We start from the raw sequence: 21,481 nt of genomic DNA on the forward strand, positions 1-21,481 counted from the left end.
CCTTGCGCTACTTGCCATAATAAAAAGTATGGCAAATATCTCACAGCTTGCAGGTTTAAAATTAAGAATCTGATGCCGAAAACGACAACAAAACTCTCTATAAGTAATTACTCAATGATCTTTCTAGATAATTCTCGACCAATGGTTGTCCCATTGCACTCCGCTTGCGAAGGTACTTTTTGACTCCTCTGGTCTTTGCTCTACCACTTTTCCCGCCCCAGAGCTGACTCGGAACTCATCGCCATAGACCACAACACCAGAGGCGTCTGGTAACGCACTTAGCTCTACCAATTTGCCCGTAGATTTAGACCACATACCATAACAACTGCCCGGAGGGGAAGTGGCTAAGATCCATTCATCGGTTGCTGCAATACTCGCAACGTAGTGATTGAAACGCGCCCACTCTTCAGGCTCAGCTTGAAGATCTTGCATTTCACCACCACGCGTGTGCATGGCGATCAAGGCTGGATACTCGTCCGGCTCACCACGATATTGCTGACCACAAAGCACGGTTTCCGCACCATCATGAGCTAAATGGCGAATACTCAACTTATGATCCGGTAAAGACACTTGATCCAATAGCTCCCCTTCCTGTGAAAGGTAACTCAGACTCGGTCTCATGCTATCAAGATTGAGAGGTTCACGGCCGTTGGTGTGTACGCCACCGACGCCAATCGCTAATGCGCCATCAGGCATCATGATCACTTCATGAGGACCAAGACCAAAACCCGTTAACTCATCGATTTTTTGATATTGCTTCTGCACATCATAAACACCAATGATCCCACGACTTGTCCCCCTCTCCCCTTCTGTGGCAAATAGCAACGTGCCATCGTGGGAGTAAACGCCATGCCCATAGAAATGACGATTTGACTTTGCTAGTTGCAGTTTGATCATCTGCCCTGAGCGATAATCAAATACCATGAAGAAAGTACCTGGTCGACGACCAAAAACTACGGCGTGGCCTTGTTGGTTGGTTGCCACACCGTGACCACGCTCAGGAATCGGCAATGAAGATAGCGGCATACCATGCTCATCCGCCACCACCGCTGCATATTTATCTCGGCCAATGATAGAGCAGCCGATCAACGCAGGCTCACGTGAGCTTGTTGAAGAACAACCAAATGGCATCATAGGTGTAGCCGCCCCGAATAGAGCGGCTTTCAGCAAAGTTCGGCGGGTTTGATCAGTCACCATCGGTTGCATTAAATCCTATAACTACGCCAAGCTCGATCGCCACTTCTTCGTGAATCAGGTACTTCAATTGCTCTAGCTTGTTGTATTGAGCGAGCACCATGCGATAGCCTTCTTTTGTTTGTAGTGCAGCAAACAAGCTCTTATCCTCTGGCCAAGTTTCTAACGCCATTTCAAACTGATGAACAACACGGTCTGCGAGATCTGCATGGCCTTGCTCTCTAAGTAGCGCATCTAGACCATTCCCGTTAGCAAAGTACAACGCTTCCATCCCTTGAAGGTTGGCTTTTAAGTTTGAAAGCGAGGTCTCTGAACGCCACGATTCTGAGAAATACGGGCGAGGCTTACCAATCTTCGCTAGCGGTCGGCTCAACTTCTTCATGCTGTATTCAAGCTGATTCGAGAGCAGTGAAATGTACTCAGACTCCCATTCCGTCATCTCTAGCGATTTCCAAGGGTTCTCTGCCCAAGAATCCGCGATGATCTGCGCTTTGTTATCGAGGTTTTCTGCAATCGCTACGCCTGTCACACAAGTATTGCTGTTGCTAGATAAGGTCGACGCTTTATCGTAAAGCAGCCATTCCAGAGCCCCTAAACCTTGCACGGTGACACTTTGGGTGGAGATATCTTCTGCACTCCAAGCTTGGTCAGATTTCGTCAATACAGACATTTTACGACCAGTAGTGTTCTTTTTATCTGGCCAAAACTGAACATTCCAGCTTTGCTCCAGCGCCGTAGCAGGGCCACGTTCTTGACCTTGTAATGCCATCCACGCAAGCATCGTTTGATGCCACTGCTGTTTTACTTGTGCATCATCCTTCGACTCTGATGCGCAGTAATCTGCGAAGCGTTGTTCAAGTTCTGTGGTTTGCGCTAAAAACGTCTGAGCTGATTGAAACTCGACCTCGTACACGCTTTGAGAAATATGACTTGTACTCTCAGGCTTGGCTGAGCTCGAACCGATGGTCGATTGGCAACCAACCAAACTTAACGTTGCGGCAATCGCACTCACTAATAGTGTTTTTTTCATGGTTGCTTCCTTATAGAGAATTCAGAAACGCAATCAATGCGTCACGTTCTTTTTTGTTCAGTGCTAAGACGTTTTGTTTCGCCGTTTCAGCTTCGCCGCCGTGCCACAACACCGCTTCCATCAGGTTACGAGCGCGGCCATCATGTAGAAAGTAAGTGTGTCCGTTTACTTCTTCGGTATAACCAATGCCCCATAGCGGTGCTGTTCGCCACTCGCGGCCGTTTGCTTGATATTCCGGACGGTTATCGGCTAAGCCTTCACCCATGTCATGCAAAAGCATGTCGGTGTATGGGTGGATAAGCTGCTCAGAAAGCGCTGGTAACTCTGGTCGTTTCGCCGTTTTAACACTGGTCTTGTGGCAGCTTTCACAGCCAGACGCAGCAAAGATTTGCTGACCAAGTTTCACGTTAGGGTCATTGACATTACGGCGAATAGGTACAGCTAAGTGCTGGCTGTAAAACTCTACGAAATCGAGAATATTTTCACTCACTTCTGGTTTGCCGCCATTTGGCATGTCGTCACAAATGCTTTGTTTCGAGGTACAGTTTTCATTTGGGAATAAATGGCTCGTAAGACCCACATCACCATTAAATGCTGCTGCATTTTGCTGCATTAGCGTCGGTTGTCCTGCTTTCCAGCCAAAACGACCAATCGAGAAATTGTCCCTCTCAATATCCCACACTTTATTTACTTTGCCTGAGATACCGTCTTTGTCGGCATCTTGTTCATCAGCCCAAGCAAGTAGCGTTTCGTCGGGAATACTCTCTAACAAACCAAGGCCGATCATTGGCGGTGCCACGCGTGCTGAGAACTCGGTATCTGGGTGCATATCGCCGTAACCCAGCTCGGTAATGTTCAAATGAGGTTTTCTTAGTGTCACCGTCGTACCGTCTTTAAATTTCACTGGGACATCGGTGTAAGTGATTTCGATTTTGCCTTCTGGCGTTTGATCTTGCAGGGCGAAATCTTGAAGCTGGCCACCATAAGTCGGCTCAGGTATGCCACCGTCTTTGATGTAGGCTTTCTTTTGTTCTGGCGTCATCGCAGGAATGCTTAAGCGCACTAACATAGACACGGCATGTAAATCATCTTTCTCTGGCGGATGACCACGACCGTCTTTGATGTGACAATTCTGACAACCATTGGTGTTAAAAAGCGGGCCTAAGCCATCACGAGCGTCTGTTGACGCTGGCGCTTGTACCCAAGGGTTGCGGAAAAAGCTGTTACCGACGCTAAAATCGAGGCGTTTGCTCATTGGCAAGTTAGCAGCAGGAAGAGAATAGGCATTCGCGCCGTCTTTTTTAACACTGGTTTTGCCTCCAGACTTAACATCGTAAGCCATGGCAGAAGAAGAAAGGATCGCGGCTAGCGCAGAAATTAGGTATGGCTTCATATCATTGCTCTACATAGACAACAAGGGTGATAACAACGAGCTCAAACGTCAAAAGGGCTCACAAAGAGCCCTTATTTATTATGGTTTTCTTATTAAAACTCGTGGTCAGCAGTATCAGGGCTTAGGCTGTCGATGCCGACAATGTTTGCCGCTCGCTCAATCGCACCAGTTTGCGCTACCAACGACATGATGGTGTCGTTTACCAGCGCGTTGCCTTGTGCGTTACCCGCCGCAATAAGTTGGTCAAAATGCTGGTTATTCTTCTCTGCAGAAGTCACTAGCTCACCAACTTGGCTAAGTGTTGTATCAAACTGCTTTTGAATGTCGGTCGCGGCTTTCTTATCTTTTTGAGCAACAAGATCAGCAATACTTGGACCAGATAGCTCTTTGCCGTTTACACCTTTGTATGTACCTGTGTAAACGTTGTAGATGCCTTGCTCGTTGTAGTAGTGAGAATTATGCGTGTTGTCTGAGAAACAATCGTGCTCGTCTTCAGTTGAGTTCGCTTCTAGTGCCACTTTCATGCGCTCACCCGCTAGCTCACCTAGAGAAAGAGAACCCATGCCGAATAGCATCTTACGTAGACCATTGTCCGCTGAGTCGTTCAGTAGCTCTTCACGGTAGTTACCTTTTACTTCAGCAGACCACTGCTTTTCCATCCACTCAAGGTCTTGAACCAGTAGATCAGCGGCTGCTTTTAGGTACTCTCCACGACGCTCACAATGGCCATTCGTACACTCAGAACCCACAACGAAATCAGTGTAAGCGCGTTGACCTGCACCTGCGTTAGTGCCGTTTAGGTCTTGGCCCCAAAGCAAGAATTCAATCGCGTGGTAACCTGATGCAACGTTTGCCTCAGAACCACCTACTTCGTTTAAATCTGCTAGTAATTCTGGCGTAATTTTTGAAACGTCCAGTTTAGAAGCACCAATCTGCAGACTTGTGTTTGCGATGATGTTTGCAGCCGCACCTTCGTTACCCAATTCGTATTGGTAGTCCGCTGCTACGTAGTCGATCAGACCTTCATCAAGTGGCCACGCGTTTAACTGACCTTCCCAATCGTCAACAATCGCGTTACCAAAACGGAAAACTTCAGACTGTTGGTAAGGAACGCGAGAATCTAGCCAAGCTTGTTTTACTTCTTCAAGCTTTTTCGCTGATGGTGATTTTAGAAATTCGTCGATTTTTACATCAAGCGCTTTCGCTGTTGTTACTGAATCAGCAAACACAGCATGGGCAACGTCCGCGTAATGTTCGACTACTTGTTGTTTAGTTACTGTGGCAGCAACGGTAGAACCACTGGCAATGAGGAGTGATGCAGCAATAGATTGGACTAAAACTTTTTTTGCATTCATCTGAAGCATCCTTGTTGAGCTTTTCAATTATCGTATTGGTAGTGCTAATTATTCTTATTTGCACTTTAGTCTCGAGATAATACAAATTTACAATTTATTTGCAACTCCAGATACAAAAAAACCTCATAAAAATGAGGTTTTTCACAGGCTTTATTGTCAGTTTTGTCTTTAGGATTAAACCTTTAGGTCATGTTTTCCGTGAGAGACTTTTGCCTTCAGATAATTTTCGTTGCCATCTTTGATATGTGCAGAGGTGTTGACAACCTCGCCAATTTCAATTCCGTACTCAGATAACTCACGGATTTTCTTAGGGTTGTTCGTCACAAGGCGGATCTTATTCACGCCTAAAGCTTCTAGCATTTGTGCTGCTTCTGTGAAATCACGCAGGTCATCATCAAAGCCCAAATGGTTGTTAGCTTCGTACGTGTTCATGCCCTGGCTTTGTAAGCGGTATGCATCGATCTTATTGTACAAACCAATACCACGACCTTCCTGACGGAGATACAAGATGATACCACCGGACTCGCCCATGCGATTGATCGTCTCTTCTAGTTGCTCACCACAGTCACAGCGTGAAGAGTGGAACACATCGCCTGTCAAACACTCAGAGTGCATACGAACTAAAGGCATGTCCTGAGTTTGGTCCGCTTGTTTAAAGATAATAGCAACATGCTCTTTGTCTGTCTTCAGACCATGGAAAGACAGAATTTCGGCATCAATGTTACTTTTTGCCCCGACTTTAAAATCTACTCTGGCACGTACTTCCGCCATATCTATACTCACTCGATTTATTGCTTGATGCGTTTTCGTTATTGCATTCATGGGATTTACTCGTTGCTCTTCAACTATGGGGACTGATACCGCATTTTGCAATATAGAGATCACAATTGAGGGCAGTTATCCACTCAAGACAGCAAAAGAGAACCACTCTCCAACTGAACAATTGTTATATTATAACAATTTAAAAAAACTACAATAAAAAACCCCAGACAAATTTTGTCTGGGGTTTCAAGAAGGTCGTTTGGTCTATCTTTTAATGGGTCTGACTGCGCTTCCAAACGGCGAGTTCAATCCAAACTGCTTCGAGTTCTTGGATTTCCTCGTCGGTCAACACGGCGAGCGTTGAAGTAACTTGAGGCAGGTTCGGTGATTGCAATGCACGAATCTGCGAATAGAAGTCTTTTTTAAGTTGTAATATAACTGAATCCACTGCGTGCACCTATTTCGTTCTTTTATTACTTATCCAGCTCAAAATTTTTATTTTCTTTATACTGGAAACTTCATAAATTCGGAAAAATGATAACATTCTGCTTGTTAAGTGCACAATTTATTTTTAATAGTGGAATAACGGTCACATTAAATACGCTTCACCATTCGGATCGAATATAAGACAAAAAAGATCAAAAATAGCACAGGAAAGATCCACAACAGCGCCGTGGAATAATTTAATGGTGGTTGATACAGAACAATATTCCCATAACGAGCAACTAGATAGTCCTTTATTTCTTGATCTGAGCTGCCTTCATTGGCCATCGTATACACTTTCAACCTCAGGTCTTTAGCCGCTTGTGCATTAGACTCGACAAGGTTTTGGTTTTGACACTGCGGGCAGCGTAATGTCTTGGCTAACGAGGTTGCACGCTGTTGCACTTCAACAGAATGAAATTCAAACAGATCAACATTCTGTTCTATATCCGCACTTCTCGTGAAAGGAGAAAATAGTATAAATAGGATTAAAGTGAGGAGAAGATTATTAAATCGAAACATTCAAGTATCCTGAAAATATATCGTTCCATTTATCTGCCGTTAGCTCTCCACGATATTTGATCAATATACGACCATTTGGATCAATCAAGTAAGTTTCCGGCGTTCCGATAACACCTAGCTCCACAGCGAGCTTTCCATTAGGGTCACTAATTACTTCAATATATGGATTTCGTTTAGAGCTCAAATATTCACGAGCGGCTTGTTTTTGATCTCTATAATTCAGCCCAATAATAGGCACACCGAGTTCTGCTAACTGCAATAATTCTTCATGCTCTCGTTTGCATACTCCGCACCAAGATGCCCAAACATTCAATAATTTATATCCGTCGCTTTTGAACAACTGCTCAGAAACCATGTCATCAGAGATCAGAGAAGTAGAGCGAAAATTAGGTGTCTCTAAATTTCGTTGTGGGGACAATTCAACATGTGGTCGCTCAGACAAAGCCACCGCAGTTACTACAGCAAACACGGCAACAGCCACAACGAGACCTGCGAGTTTAAGCGTATTTCTCGATCGCATTGATAGCCTCTCTCCTTTTCTTTAGGCCGGTTAATAGCGCACCAAACACAGCTAGTAGCCCGCCAGACCATATCCACCAAATACCTGCGCGGTACTGAACTTTAATCGCATAAGCATGAGTATCGACTTTGTCACCCAATGTCACGTAATAATCGCCATGCCATAGTGAACGAATCGCAGGCTCGGTCATATTCATCACTCGCACAGGGTAATGACGCTTTTGCGGGTTGAAATTGAGCATGCGGCCATCTTCCAAGTGCAAGGTGATCTGTCCTTGTTCCGCGGTGTAGTTTGGCCCCACCAGCCATTCGATACCATGATAATCGATAGTGATCCCCGCCCTTTGTTGAGAACTGCCGGGTTCGACACGTAAATTATGTTCATATGAGTAGTGACTGTTGAATACAGCTCCACTCACCGCCAGCGCAAAACCGATATGTGCCATCACGATTGGCATGAGTTTGCGCTTATTGGAACAGCGAAACAGCATAACGAGATGCGCCACAATCACCCAAGTAGCCAATATTATGGTTAGCAATACTTCGAAATGCAGTACGTTCACTGAGAACATAAACCCGATCCCAGAGACTATAGATAACGCAATACTAATCGCGATATCAGTGCTTACACTCGGCACTGTGCCTTTTGTCCATTTCAGCAGCGGCATGAAAGCTAAGGCAATCAGAGCCAGTATGCTTAATGGCAAGATCAGACTATTAAAATAAGGTGCGCCAACTGAAATGTTTCCTAAACCGAGCAGTTGATAAACCATCGGATAAAAAGTGCCAAGAAAAACGATAGCAGTCGCAATAACCAGCAGCCCTTTGGCGATGTAAGCAGTGTAAGCTCGGCTCGCTAGAGATTGAAGTTTGAAGCGAGGGAGTTGTTCTCCTCGCAAAATCAATACGCCAAAAGTGATAATGACAAGCAAGCTCAATACACCAATCAGCACCAAACCTTTAGTTGGGTCCACCGCAAAAGCGTGCACTGAAGTCAGCACGCCAGAGCGCACCACAAATGTCCCTAAAATGCTTAGGCTGAACGTAGCAAACGCCAGTGCATAGGTGCTCCAAATTGCGCCTCTGTTACGTGTTGCGACAACACCGCTGTGCAACAAAGCAGTACCAGTAAGCCAAGGGAGTAGAGAAGCGTTCTCCACAGGGTCCCAAAACCACCAGCCGCCCCACCCTAGCTCATTGTACGCCCACCATGATCCCACCAAGATACCCAACGTGAGCGTTCCCCATGCAAAAAACGCTGCGCTTCGAGCAACCACATACCAATCGCTCATCGGTTGTTTACCCAATAGCGCTGCTAATGCAAAAGCTAATATTGCTGCGTAACCGACATAACCGAGATAAAGCAATGGTGGATGAATGATAAGCCCAACATCTTGCAACATTGGGTTTAGATCTCGCCCTTCCGACGCCAATACTTGGGCATACTCGAACGGGTTAAAGGTCATTAACGTGAACCAAGCAAATGTCGCAATAAGAAGGTTCATGATTCCTAAACAGTCACAAGTATATTGGGCGTTGAGCGGTGACTTAAATGCAATAAACGACGCCCATAAACTCAAGGTGACGACCCAAAACAACATGGAGCCTTGGTGCCCGCCCCAAGCGGCAGCAATCTTGAATGCTACGGGAAGTTGACTGTTGGAATGCGTAACAACATATTCCAACGCGAAGTTGTCTTGCACGAAGCAGACGATCAGAAGTGCTAAACAAATGAAGGAAGCTAAGCTAATGATGTGGGACATCGCGACTTGATGTGGCAATGTCGCCTTCTTACTCATAGCACGACGTAGCCAATGCAGCAACGATGCACAAGTCGATGTTACAGCCACCAATATCAGTAAGAAGAACCCTAGCTCAGCTTCCATTTATCCCCCTTACACTATGGTCATTTGACCGGCATATAGAATGAAAGTACGCAGCATAAGTACGCCAACCAAGCTCAACGTCGTGACCACAAAAACGTAACTGCCTTTGTGGCGCACTTCAGAAGGCGCCAACCAATTGAGAGTCAAAGGCGTTATCATGCCGATGAACACTACCCCACCCCAGAACCATTGAGCCCAGAATCCACTCGAAATAGCATTCCAAGCCGCGACTTCGTTCTGACCACCGCTGAAGATCAGTCCAGTAAAGAAAGTCACTAAGACAAACAGCTCAAACAATACTACTGGGCGTTCAAATCCGTGTACCCAAGACACACTTGGGCTGCTGGTCGACTCTTTAAACACCAAGATGCCGAACATCAAGCATGCCGCTGCACCCGAGGACAAACTAGAGAACAGGAACAAGATTGGCAGTACTGGATTGTTTAGCATTGGGTAAGTCTTCAATGCAGACAATAGAAAGCCAGTGTACGCTGCAAGCACGATGGCTAAGAAGCCCAAGAACAATTCAATTGCGTTGTTGGCTTTCCCCGCCTTAATCAAAATGCCATCGGCAAAATCCAACAGTTTGCTCGGTAACTTACCCTCACAAAAGCTGATGATTTGATGGCGGAAGATAACGCCGATCCAAACAAACAGCACCAGCATGTACACTTGGAACAAGATCACGCCCATCGACATCACAGACGTTGGGTTGTAGTAGATCATGATCTTCCAAAACTCTAAAGGCTTGGTTAAATGGAAAATCAAAATTGCCAACCCAGCAATGATGCCAAATGGCGCAAGCCAAGCCATAGCTTTCATGATGCCGTTGTTTGCGGGATCACCTTCAATCACTTTGCGTTTTAAATAGATAGAAATCATCACCGCACCTGCTGACATCCCAGCAAGGAATAAGTAAATCGCGATGATCCAATCCCAGACTAACGAGTCAAAGTGGAATGCACTTTCGAAGCCGTTCATGATGACACCTCTCCTTTGCTATGCGGAATTTTGTACAGTTTAGGTTGCGTACCTAAATGCGATTTATCGCGATAGACAACATGGCTTTCGATAGCTTTGCTCACCTCGCTAGTTGGGTCATTCAAATCACCAAAGATGAGTGCTTTTGTTGGGCAAGATTCCACGCAAGCTGGCTGTTTACCTTGCGCTAGGTTGGTATCACGGCAGAAGTTACATTTATCCGCAGAGTGATCGACTGGATTAAAGAAGCGCACTTGGTAAGGGCAAGCGGCAAGGCAATAACCACATCCGACACATTTCTCTTTGTGCACATCCACGATGCCGGTCGCTTCATCTTTGTATGCAGCGCCTGTTGGACAAACGTACACACATGGTGGGTTATCACAGTGCTGACAGGATTCGCGAGTAAACTGGTATTCCACATCTGGAAATTCGCCAATCGGTTCACTGCGATGAATTTTAAGTCGCGTTACGCCTTCAGGGACTTTATTTACTTCGCGACAAGCATCGGTACAAGCGGTACAGCCAATACAGGCATTTTCATCATGAACCATACCCATGCGTTTCGCTTGTTCACTGTTGCTGGCATAGAGAGAGGAGCTAACAACGGAAGTGCCTGCAACGCCTGTAGTTAAAATCAACGCGCCGCTGCCGGCTAAAAAGTTTCTTCTCGAACATTTCATGCTATCTCTCCTCTTCTTTGGCAAGTTCAGGTTCGACGGCAAATTCAGAGTGACAATCCACACACTGCTTGATCAGTTGTTTTCTGTCGTACGACAACGCTTTGGTTTTCGCTGCGTGTACATCGTGGCAATTTGAACAAGTCAGGTTTTTGGCGTGCACATCGTGCGTCCAGTGGCTTTCTCTCAGCTGTGTCGGTGCGTGGCAATCCACACATTGGCCGTTGGCTTTAAGAATCATGCTTGGATCAAGGAACACTTTGTCGTGTACCTCTTTCGATTGCGCGGCAGAAAACTTAATCACATCAGGCGCACCTTCACGATGGTCGGGACCAATGTTGCTATGGCAATTGGTGCAATTAAGTTGCTTCCCTTGGCTGAGTAGAGCTTGCGGGTCATGCGAAAGGTTCAGAGTCTCTTTTGCATCCTTATGACATTGCAGACACTTGTAGTCACGGTCACGGATCAACTCGACTTGATGACGCTCAGCTTGAGCACCTTCAATCGGCTCTGAAGAAGTCGCATGGGCGGCGATGGAGAAACCATAGATGGCAAAGACGAAGAGAAGTTTCAGCATTGTCTCTATGGTCAATTTTATATTGCCCATATTGTTCTTTCCTTAGCTCGATAATAATTGATAACTATTCTCAATTATTTATTTGAGCGACAATTAATTTCCTCTGAAGATATTTTTTAGATCTTCAAATGACATCAATTCTTATTTCGGAAAGCCACAACGCTAAACCTATATTTATAATACCTCTATTATTCATAAGGGGTAGAAACGCCTGCTCAAAAAGCGAACTAAATCACCCTATTTTTAAAAAGGTTAAAAACCCAAAGCATTGCAGAACAATGACTTAACAACTACCACTTTAGAGGTATATAAATTCAAACATGACTGAGATCACTGGTGTAAATTGATCTAAAACAAGACAAGATTCACTCACTATTTCATCTATCCAATTAAGCAATATTATTAATCGTAGATCTCCAGTTCTTATTTGGAATAGCTCCTCACAACGCTGCTAATAAAAACGAATATGGAGATAACACTGTGAGCATAAAACACTGGATGAGCGCACCTATTGCGGTTGCGACCTTATTCGCCAGCCAATTATTTTTGGTTGACGCTCCGTTGGCGGCAGAAGAGAAGGATTTTATCGATCCTCGTAACGATGTCTTTGAACAGAACCACCCTGATCAATACCATTCTTGGAAAGCAACATCCGAAAGTGAGCACATTGAAGATGCTCTAAGTGAAGACCCAAACATGGTTATCCTGTGGGCAGGTTATGGCTTCGCGAAAGACTACAACAAAGCGCGCGGTCACTTTTACGCACTTGATGATGTTCGCCAAACCTTACGTACCGGCGCACCAACCGACGAGAAGTCCGGGCCTATGCCGATGGCGTGCTGGAGCTGTAAAAGCCCAGACGTTGCTCGCGTGATTGATGAACGTGGTGAAGACGGTTATTTCGAAGGTAAATGGGCACGCTTAGGCTCAGAAATCGTCAACCCTATCGGTTGTTCCGATTGCCACAACACAGGCTCTGAAGCCTTCAAGAAAGGCGAACCTGCGCTAGCACTGACTCGCCCATACGTCGAGCGTGCTTTTGATACTATTGGTAAAAACTTTGATGAACAGTCTCGCCTAGATAAGCAAGCATCGGTCTGCGCTCAATGTCACGTTGAATACTACTTCACCGGCCCAACTAAAGCGGTTAAATTCCCATGGGATATGGGCACCACCGTTAATGACATGGAGAAATACTACGACGCGTTGAATTTCAAAGATTGGACGCATGCCGTATCTAAAGCGCCGATGCTAAAAGCGCAACATCCAGGTTTCGAAACTTGGAGAGCGGGTATTCATGGTAAAAACAAAGTGGTGTGTGTGGACTGCCACATGCCTAAAGTGACCAAAGAAGACGGTACGGTGTACACAGACCACAAAGTGGGTAACCCATTTGATCGTTTTGAAGACACCTGTGCGCAATGCCATACCCAAACTAAAGAGCAGCTACAAGGCATCGTCTCGACTCGCAAAGCGCAAGTACTGAACATGAAGCTAACCGCCGAGAAGCAAATCGTAGCGGCACACTTTGAAGCAGGAGCAGCGTGGAAAGCAGGTGCAACAGAAGCAGAGATGGAACCTATCCTACAAGATATTCGCCATGCACAATGGCGTTGGGACTACGCGATTGCTTCTCACGGTGTTCACATGCATGCTCCTGAGGTAGCACTTGAAGTACTAGGTACTGCAGTTGACCGCGCTGCTGACGCCCGTACCAAATTGGTTCGTTTACTGGCAACCAAAGGCATTACTGACCCTGTTCAAATTCCAGATATCTCGACCAAAGCGAAAGCACAACAAGCACTGGGCATGGATATGGATAAGATGAACGCAGACAAGAAACACTTCCTAGAAACAGTAGCGCCAGAGTGGGATAAAGCAGCAGCTGAACGCGAAGCCACGTATTAGTCTAACTGGCAACGGTTAACTTATAGATACAACAAGGGGCGTACTGAACGCCCCTTTTCTTTCTTTATTATCTTTATCTCTTCATCCTGATTCTATCGAGAGACAAAAATCGAATGTACTAGCGACGAGGAAGCCTAGGTCTAGGTTGAATATTTGGACGTGCTTTAGGTATCTGCACATTTGGACGAGCAACTGGACGCTGGATCTTCGTTTCCGGTAATGCTTTTCTTTGTTGAACCTTTTCTTTCACCGCCTTGCCTTGTAAAGTCGCTGGTTCAATATGCTCCGGACGATTCTCCCATTGGGTTCGAATCTCTTGCTTTTGCTCGTCAGGCAGTGATTGCCAATGATCGTCAAGTTGGCGTTTCATGTTATCGATATTGGCGGACATATCGTCGTCTTTCCAATCTTCGATTTTGTCTTTGATGGATTGCTGTTGGTCTTCATCTAAACCATTCCACCACTCTTCCAGTTTCTCTTTGTATTCATCGTCGTTATCGCAACAGCCCGGATAGTAATAAATCCAGTAGTCGTCATGATCGTACCACCACGGGTCGTAGTAACCCGATGAATAATAAACCGTAGAGGAAGAGCCAGAATGATCGGAAGAGCTACAGCCCGCCAGCACAGAGCCGCACAGCAAAACCAATATGCTTAGTGCTTTATTTTTCATTCGTTGCCCACCTTTCCCTCTATTGCTTGTTAAATTGTACGCTTACAACAGCTCTTTTGCTTTGTTAATAGAGTTAATGATTTGCACCCTATCTAAATTTGGATCATTAGAATCTAATAATAGTACCCAGGCATCAATCGCTTCCTGAAATCGGAATGACAGAAAATGATCATTTGCGATCAAAGACAAAGCGGCTTCATTGTGCGGTTCTATCTGCAAAGCTTGCTCCAAAAGCAAGCTAACTTCTTGCGTCATTGATTGCTGGTGAATGTAGTACAAGGTCGTCGCTTTTGCGGCAAGTTGCGTGGCACTGACTGGCTCAGTCAGTTGGATCGCGTAATCAAAACAAATCAGCGCGCCATCAAATTCCCCCTCTAGCAGGTAGCCCTGCCCGAGTTGGAACCACAATTCAGCGTTGTTCGGATCTTCACGCAACTGGTCTTGAATCTCTTTCATGATGTCACGAGCAGTCATCATTCGTGACATTTCCGCTTGTATTGGTTTAGGCGGAGTTTGATGCAGCAATAAGAAACTGGCACTCGTCACGACAAGTACTAACAGGCAAAAGCCAAACCATTGAGCAGGTTTAACTTTTGATGCACTCAGTGATAAGAGTACGATAAACAGCCCCATCAGAGTGATGGCAGCGAAAAACCAAACAGACATAACACGTCCTGTAAACAAAGATAACGTCAGTGTACGCATTTCTTACTTTAAATGCGTTGATACAGATACAAAAAAGCCGAGCAACTAAGGCTCGGCTTTTCATATCAGGATAACGATGTAAGATTACTCTTCGTTACCTTCCTCTGCATCATCAGCAGCTGGAGCGTCTTGCTGCGTATTTTCGTCTGTTGACTCTAACGCTTCTGCATCTTCATCAGCAGGCAGCTCTTCATCATCAACTTCTTCAATACGTTGCAAACCAACAACTGATTCATCTTCCGCAGTACGGATAAGCGTTACACCTTGTGTGTTACGACCAACTTGGCTAACTTCACCCACACGAGTACGTACTAACGTGCCAGCGTCGGTGATCATCATCATTTCATCACCTTCAACAACCTGGATAGCACCAACTACCGGGCCATTTCGCTCAGAAACTTTGATAGAAACTACACCTTGAGTGCCACGACCTTTTGTCGGGTACTCGCTAAGTGCTGTGCGTTTACCATAACCGTTTTCTGTAACCGTTAGGATGTCGCCTTCGTGCGAAGGAACAATAAGTGATACAACTTGGTCATTTTCAGCCAGTTTCATACCACGAACACCAGAGGCGGTACGACCCATAGGACGAACACCTTTAAACTTGATCTCTGGCTGACCATTCTCATCAAGAACTGGTTTACCATTTTCATCAAGTACTGGAATCTCTTCTGCTTCTTTAAAGCGAACCACTTTACCCGCTTTAGAGAACAGCATGATTTCATTTTCGCCGTTAGTGATATCCACACCGATTAACGAATCGTCTTCACGTAGGTTCACAGCGATTAGGCCGTTTGAACGTACGTTTGCAAACTGGTTCAACGGCGTTTTCTTAACCGTACCGTCACCTGTTGCCATGAAGATGAATTTGTCTTCAGAGAATTCATCAACACGTAGAATCGCGGTAATGCGCTCACCTTCTTCGAGTGGAAGGATGTTTACGATTGGCTTACCACGCGCAGTACGGCTCGCTAGAGGCAATTGGTAAACTTTCAGGCGGTATGTTTTACCACGAGTAGAGAAACACAAGATGTTATCGTGGGTATTCGCCACTAGAAGACGCTCGATATGGTCTTCATCTTTCATCTTAGTCGCACTCTTGCCTTTACCACCACGGCGCTGTGACTCGTAGTCGCTCAGTACTTGGTACTTAACGTAACCACCGTGAGATAGAGTAACCACAACGTCTTCACGTGCGATCAGCTCTTCCATGTCAATATCATGGCTCGCAGCTGTGATTTCTGTACGACGAGCGTCACCAAAGCCGTCACGAACCGCTTCAAGTTCTTCACGGATCACTTCCATCAAACGCTCAGTGCTCGCAAGGATATGCATGAGTTCAGCGATTTCTTCTAGAAGTGTTTTGTATTCGCCAAGAATCTTCTCGTGTTCTAGACCTGTTAGTTTATGTAAACGTAGATCTAGGATAGCTTGTGCTTGTTGCTCAGTCAGGAAGTACTGACCATCACGAATACCGTATTCAGGCTCTAGCCATTCAGGGCGCGCAGCATCTGTACCAGCACGCTCTAGCATTGCTGAAACGTTGCCTAAATCCCAACCACGAGCGATAAGACCCGCTTTTGCTTCAGCCGGTGTAGGTGCCTTACGGATAAGCTCAATAATTTCATCAATGTTAGCAAGCGCTAGAGCTAAACCTTCAAGGATATGAGCACGTTCACGCGCTTTACGCAGTTCGAAAATAGTACGGCGTGTCACAACTTCACGACGGTGATCAACAAAGCACTTCAACATATCTTTTAGGTTGAATAGCTGTGGCTGGCCATTGTTTAGGGCCACCATGTTGATACCGAAAGTGGTTTGCAGCTGAGTCTGAGCGTAAAGGTTGTTTAGAACTACTTCGCCCACAGCATCGCGCTTACACTCAATAACAATGCGCATACCGTCTTTATCTGACTCGTCGCGCAGTGCACTGATACCTTCTACTTTCTTATCTTTAACTAGCTCAGCGATCTTTTCGATCAAGCGAGCTTTGTTCACCTGGTAAGGAATTTCAGTGACGATAATGGTCTCTTTACCATTCTTCTCCACTTCGATGTCCGCTTTCGAACGCATGTAGATTTTGCCGCGACCTGTTTTGTACGCGTCTACAATGCCTTTACGACCGCTGATAAGCGCCGCCGTTGGGAAATCAGGACCAGGAATGTAATCCATTAGTTCATCAATAGTGATTTCTTCATTATTGATGTATGCAAGACAGCCATCAATCACTTCGCCAAGGTTATGAGGCGGGATGTTGGTTGCCATACCTACTGCGATACCAGAAGCACCGTTAACCAATAGGTTTGGAATTTTAGTTGGAAGAACCGCTGGGATCTGCTCAGTACCGTCGTAGTTTGGTACGTAGTCTACGGTTTCTTTGTCTAGGTCAGCCAATAGTTCATGGGCAATTTTTGCCATTCGAACTTCGGTGTAACGCATTGCCGCAGCAGAGTCACCATCGATCGAGCCAAAGTTACCTTGACCATCGACCAGCATGTAACGAAGCGAGAACGGCTGAGCCATACGTACGATTGTGTCGTACACAGCACTATCACCATGTGGGTGATATTTACCGATTACGTCGCCGACAACACGGGCTGATTTTTTATATGGTTTGTTCCAATCGTTGCCTAGTACGTTCATCGCGAATAAAACGCGGCGGTGTACTGGTTTTAGGCCATCACGCACATCTGGAAGAGCACGACCCACGATGACTGACATCGCATAGTCTAGGTATGAACCTCTAAGCTCATCTTCAATGTTTACGGGCGTGATCTCTTTAGCTAAATCGCTCATAGAGCCATTATCCCTCTATTATCTGATCGTAATTACGATACGTGTAAGGTGCAAAAATATAACACACAATTCATCACTTCGGCATCACTTTCCCTCTCCTTTTATCAGGTTGTGAGCTTGGTTATGAATCAAATGTCGAGAATTTGCACACTCATCCCATATCTTTCTGATTAGTGGTTATATTTCGGTCAATATTGAGCAAAATCGGACCCTTTACGCGGAAAAGCGAGGTAAATTCCTTTAACCACACAACGCGAAAATGCAGGTTTTAGAGTTATTATCACTGGCACCAGTTCAAGGATGAACCAAAAACAATAGTTAGCGCTTTACAAATTACAGGCACCTGTCTCGATTGCCGCGCCAGTGAACTCTGTCATTGTCCCTTAACTAAGCACATCGAGGTTGTTTGGGTGTAAAACGTTGGAGTATACTGGCGCCCTCTAAAGGACTCAGATTGAATGCAATAAAACCAATTATGACTAAAGCACAAAACGTCGACCCAAGTGAAATTAAGAAATTCGAGGACATGGCTTCTCGATGGTGGGATTTAGAAGGCGAGTTTAAGCCGCTTCATCAAATTAACCCACTTCGTTTGAACTATGTACTTGAAAAAGCAAATGGCTTGTTTGGCAAGCGAACACTTGATGTCGGCTGTGGTGGTGGCATTCTTGCTGAAAGCATGGCAAAAGAAGGCGCTATTGTGACGGGGCTTGATATGGGTAAAGAACCATTAGAAGTCGCGCGACTACATGCATTAGAAACAGGCACTCAACTGACCTACATTCAGAGCACAATAGAAGACCACGCTATAGAAAACGCAGGAACTTACGATGTCGTGACTTGTATGGAGATGCTTGAACACGTTCCAGATCCTCTCTCCGTTATCCGCTCTTGTGCTGCGCTAGTCAAACCCGGTGGTCACGTGTTTTTCTCAACTTTGAACCGAAACATTAAGTCGTACTTATTTGCTATTGTCGGTGCTGAGAAGCTTCTTAAGATTGTTCCTGAAGGCACTCATGAGCACGATAAGTTTATCAAGCCAGCCGAAATGATGAAGATGATAGACCAAACTGACCTGACGGAAATGGGCATTACTGGGCTTCATTACAACCCTCTAAATGATAGCTACAAACTCGGTCGTAATGTAGATGTAAACTACATCGTTCATACTAAAAAATACTGAACGCTATTAAGTTAAAAAATGAGTTTTGTGATTGACATTTTTTAAAGAAAATGAATCGGAAGCGGTAGCACAAAGTTGCCGCTTTTTTTGTCTTTTTATGGCTAAAATTCGTGCTCTAGATTCCATTTTGACCAAGCCATTTTTCGTAGATAAAAACGGCCAAAGATCAAGGAAAATATTTTTGCATGCGGTTATTTCTAAACCGATCTCGAAACCGTACTTTTAACCATTCAAGTCTGCCCTTTTCTCATCGGTTAGTGTTCACTTACTGTTTTTCTTCATTTTGTCAGTTATCCACAAGTCATCCCCGATCTGTACCTTGATAAATCAGTGTAATAGCACTATCTTGTAACCCGCAAACAAATGAACCCCTATATGTTGTGTTTAAGCGACAATATATAGATAGACTTTGATCACAAAGCCGCCGCAAGCTTTACTCATATTGCACATAAACAAACAAAAATACGGCTTTTATCAGTTTTCTTAGGGAAATAAAGCAGAATGAACCAACAACTTACCGTCACCAAGCGTGATGGCCGTAAAGAAAGTATCGATCTGGATAAAATCCACCGCGTTATCACTTGGGCTGCAGAAGGTCTAGATAATGTTTCGGTTTCTCAAGTAGAACTTCGCGCTCACATCCAGTTTTACGACGGCATCACAACGACAGATATTCACGAGACAATCATCAAGTCTGCGGCAGACCTGATCTCTGAAGAGACTCCGGATTACCAATACCTAGCTGCTCGCCTAGCGGTATTCCATCTGCGTAAAAAAGCGTATGGCCAATACGAGCCACCAACGCTTTATGATCACGTGTCTCGCCTCGTCGATATGGGTAAGTACGATCAACATATTCTAGAAGACTACACAAAAGCAGAACTCGACGAACTTGATGCGTACCTCGACCATAAACGCGACCTAAATTTCTCATACGCGGCAGTTAAGCAGCTAGAGGGTAAGTACTTCGTACAGAACCGTGTTACGGGCCAAATTTACGAAAGTGCTCAGTTCTTATACATCCTTGTAGCAGCGTGCTTATTTGCGAAATATCCAAAAGCGACACGTCTTGATTACATCAAACGTTTCTACGATGCGACATCGACATTTAAGATTTCTCTACCTACGCCAATTATGTCTGGCGTGCGTACCCCTACTCGCCAGTTCAGCTCATGTGTTCTGATCGAGTGTGGAGACAGTCTTGATTCTATTAACGCAACAGCAAGCTCAATTGTTCGTTACGTATCTCAGCGCGCTGGTATTGGTATCAACGCAGGTCGTATCCGTGCATTAGGCTCAGAGATTCGCGGTGGTGAAGCATTCCACACTGGTTGTATTCCGTTCTACAAGTACTTCCAAACAGCAGTAAAATGTTGTTCACAAGGTGGTGTACGTGGTGGCGCAGCTACTGTGTTCTACCCAATGTGGCACGGTGAAGCACGCTCACTAATGGTACTTAAGAACAACCGTGGTGTTGAAGAAAACCGTGTTCGTCACATGGACTACGGTGTTCAGTTAAACAAACTGATGTACCAACGTTTAGTTGAAGGCGGCAATATTACGCTATTCTCACCATCTGATGTACCTGGTCTGTACGACGCATTCTTCGAAAACCAAGAAGAGTTTGAGCGTTTATACGTGAAGTACGAGAACGATCCTTCAATCAAGAAAGAAACGGTTAAAGCGATTGAAATGTTCACTCTGCTAATGCAAGAGCGTGCATCAACGGGTCGTATCTACATCCAGAACGTGGACCATTGTAATACTCACAGCCCATTTGATTCTGAAGTCGCTCCAGTTCGTCAGTCGAACCTATGTTTAGAAATCGCACTGCCAACGAAACCATTAACTAACGTTGAAGATGACTCAGGCGAGATCGCACTGTGTACGCTTTCTGCATTCAACTTAGGTGCTATCAAGTCTCTAGATGATTTCGAAGAGCTATCCGATCTTGTTGTTCGTGCGTTAGATGCACTGCTTGATTACCAAGATTACCCTCTACCAGCGGCATACAAATCGACTATGAACCGTCGTACGCTAGGTGTTGGTGTGATTAACTTTGCTTACTACTTAGCGAAGAATGGCGTGAAATACTCTGACGGTAGCGCGAACGGCCTAACTCACCGTACGTTCGAAGCAATGCAGTACTACCTATTGAAAGCATCTGTAGCACTGGCGAAAGAACAAGGTAAGTGTCCTTCATTCGACGAGACGAACTACGCGAAAGGCTTACTGCCGATTGATACGTATAAGAAAGATATCGACCTAATTTGTGACGAAGCGCTGCACTACGACTGGGACAGCCTACGTAAAGAAATTATGGAGCACGGCCTACGTAACTCAACACTGACTGCACTAATGCCTTCTGAGACTTCTTCTCAGATTTCAAACGCAACTAACGGTATTGAGCCACCACGTGGTTACGTTTCAGTAAAAGCTTCGAAAGACGGTATCCTGAAGCAAGTTGTACCAGAGTTCACAGAACTTAAAGACAGCTATGAACTGCTTTGGAATATCGGTTCGAACGACGGTTATCTGCACCTTGTGGGTATTATGCAGAAGTTTGTTGACCAAGCTATCTCTGCTAATACTAACTACGACCCGTCACGTTACGAGACTGGCAAGGTTCCAATGAAGAAACTACTTCAAGACCTGCTAACAGCGTATAAGTTTGGTGTGAAAACGCTTTACTACCACAACACTCGTGATGGCGCGAAAGATGAACAGAAAGACGCTGTTCAACCACAAGATGACGATTGTGCTGGCGGCGGTTGTAAGATTTAATCTTCCCGTACCTAGCGAACCCGTAAAGACAGACTATCGATAACCTCCCC

General features: G+C 45.2%; 18 protein-coding genes. 3 read left to right on the forward strand and 15 right to left on the reverse strand.

The features are described from left to right. Window positions 1–123: 123 nt before the first annotated feature. The 12 genes from R7Z10_RS21360 to nrfB all read right to left on the reverse strand — a co-directional run bounded on the left by R7Z10_RS21360 (window position 124) and on the right by nrfB (window position 11,412). Entirely contained in the window at window positions 124–1,206 is a 1,083-nt protein-coding gene (locus R7Z10_RS21360; protein ID WP_256902908.1) for a DUF1513 domain-containing protein, read from the reverse strand. After that, entirely contained in the window at window positions 1,187–2,224 is a 1,038-nt protein-coding gene (locus R7Z10_RS21365) for an imelysin family protein (protein WP_033905647.1), read from the reverse strand. Before R7Z10_RS21365 ends, R7Z10_RS21360 begins: the two co-directional genes overlap by 20 nt. A 10-nt stretch (window positions 2,225–2,234) precedes the next feature. Beyond that, on the reverse strand, window positions 2,235–3,617 hold the full coding sequence (locus R7Z10_RS21370; protein ID WP_318105890.1) for a di-heme oxidoredictase family protein: 1,383 nt from the start codon (window positions 3,615–3,617) through the stop codon (window positions 2,235–2,237). Window positions 3,618–3,709: 92 nt separating this feature from the next. Beyond that, the gene (locus R7Z10_RS21375; protein WP_199266795.1) at window positions 3,710–4,972 is read right to left on the reverse strand and encodes an imelysin family protein; all 1,263 of its coding nucleotides are present in this window, start codon (window positions 4,970–4,972) and stop codon (window positions 3,710–3,712) included. Between the two features lie 174 nt (window positions 4,973–5,146). Next, window positions 5,147–5,794 (reverse strand): GTP cyclohydrolase II, encoded by a 648-nt coding sequence (gene ribA / locus R7Z10_RS21380; RefSeq protein WP_170893460.1) that lies wholly within the window; start codon window positions 5,792–5,794, stop codon window positions 5,147–5,149. A 211-nt stretch (window positions 5,795–6,005) separates the two neighbouring features. Next, window positions 6,006–6,182, reverse strand: a complete 177-nt coding sequence (locus R7Z10_RS21385; protein WP_020480909.1) for a hypothetical protein — start codon at window positions 6,180–6,182, stop codon at window positions 6,006–6,008. Window positions 6,183–6,328: 146 nt separating this feature from the next. Then, window positions 6,329–6,739: a heme lyase NrfEFG subunit NrfF gene (nrfF, locus tag R7Z10_RS21390; protein ID WP_318105895.1), complete on the reverse strand. Its 411-nt coding sequence runs from the start codon at window positions 6,737–6,739 to the stop codon at window positions 6,329–6,331. Beyond that, entirely contained in the window at window positions 6,726–7,259 is a 534-nt protein-coding gene (locus R7Z10_RS21395) for a DsbE family thiol:disulfide interchange protein (RefSeq protein ID WP_054574739.1), read from the reverse strand. Before R7Z10_RS21395 ends, nrfF begins: the two co-directional genes overlap by 14 nt. Continuing rightward, the gene (locus R7Z10_RS21400; protein ID WP_318105898.1) at window positions 7,237–9,144 is read right to left on the reverse strand and encodes a heme lyase NrfEFG subunit NrfE; all 1,908 of its coding nucleotides are present in this window, start codon (window positions 9,142–9,144) and stop codon (window positions 7,237–7,239) included. Before R7Z10_RS21400 ends, R7Z10_RS21395 begins: the two co-directional genes overlap by 23 nt. A gap of 9 nt (window positions 9,145–9,153) precedes the next feature. Then, entirely contained in the window at window positions 9,154–10,125 is a 972-nt protein-coding gene (gene nrfD, locus R7Z10_RS21405) for a cytochrome c nitrite reductase subunit NrfD (protein ID WP_318105900.1), read from the reverse strand. Next, window positions 10,122–10,808: a cytochrome c nitrite reductase Fe-S protein gene (nrfC, locus tag R7Z10_RS21410; protein WP_017636123.1), complete on the reverse strand. Its 687-nt coding sequence runs from the start codon at window positions 10,806–10,808 to the stop codon at window positions 10,122–10,124. The genes nrfD and nrfC overlap by 4 nt, the downstream gene beginning before the upstream one ends. A 1-nt stretch (window position 10,809) precedes the next feature. Further along, the gene (gene nrfB, locus R7Z10_RS21415) at window positions 10,810–11,412 is read right to left on the reverse strand and encodes a cytochrome c nitrite reductase pentaheme subunit (protein WP_053306575.1); all 603 of its coding nucleotides are present in this window, start codon (window positions 11,410–11,412) and stop codon (window positions 10,810–10,812) included. A gap of 450 nt (window positions 11,413–11,862) precedes the next feature. Between nrfB and nrfA the strand changes: the two genes are divergently transcribed. Beyond that, a complete protein-coding gene (gene nrfA / locus R7Z10_RS21420) occupies window positions 11,863–13,290 on the forward strand; it encodes an ammonia-forming nitrite reductase cytochrome c552 subunit (protein WP_025998734.1) in 1,428 nt (475 codons plus the stop codon). A gap of 118 nt (window positions 13,291–13,408) precedes the next feature. On the opposite strand, the gene R7Z10_RS21425 is transcribed toward nrfA, so the two are convergent. The 3 genes from R7Z10_RS21425 to gyrA form a co-directional block, all read right to left on the reverse strand. After that, window positions 13,409–13,963, reverse strand: coding sequence for a hypothetical protein (locus tag R7Z10_RS21425; protein ID WP_017636126.1), 555 nt, complete (start codon window positions 13,961–13,963; stop codon window positions 13,409–13,411). A gap of 42 nt (window positions 13,964–14,005) precedes the next feature. Then, entirely contained in the window at window positions 14,006–14,629 is a 624-nt protein-coding gene (locus tag R7Z10_RS21430; RefSeq protein ID WP_054701274.1) for a tetratricopeptide repeat protein, read from the reverse strand. A 123-nt stretch (window positions 14,630–14,752) separates the two neighbouring features. Next, a complete protein-coding gene (gene gyrA / locus R7Z10_RS21435; protein WP_017636128.1) occupies window positions 14,753–17,464 on the reverse strand; it encodes a DNA topoisomerase (ATP-hydrolyzing) subunit A in 2,712 nt (903 codons plus the stop codon). A gap of 475 nt (window positions 17,465–17,939) precedes the next feature. On the opposite strand from gyrA, the gene ubiG reads away from it, so the two are divergent. Beyond that, on the forward strand, window positions 17,940–18,647 hold the full coding sequence (gene ubiG / locus R7Z10_RS21440; RefSeq protein ID WP_017636129.1) for a bifunctional 2-polyprenyl-6-hydroxyphenol methylase/3-demethylubiquinol 3-O-methyltransferase UbiG: 708 nt from the start codon (window positions 17,940–17,942) through the stop codon (window positions 18,645–18,647). Between the two features lie 501 nt (window positions 18,648–19,148). Next, window positions 19,149–21,431 (forward strand): class 1a ribonucleoside-diphosphate reductase subunit alpha, encoded by a 2,283-nt coding sequence (gene nrdA, locus R7Z10_RS21445; RefSeq protein ID WP_005376819.1) that lies wholly within the window; start codon window positions 19,149–19,151, stop codon window positions 21,429–21,431. Window positions 21,432–21,481 lie beyond the last annotated feature (50 nt).

This window comes from Vibrio sp. Vb1018 (assembly GCF_033338775.1).
Classification (GTDB): Bacteria; Pseudomonadota; Gammaproteobacteria; order Enterobacterales; family Vibrionaceae; genus Vibrio; species Vibrio alginolyticus.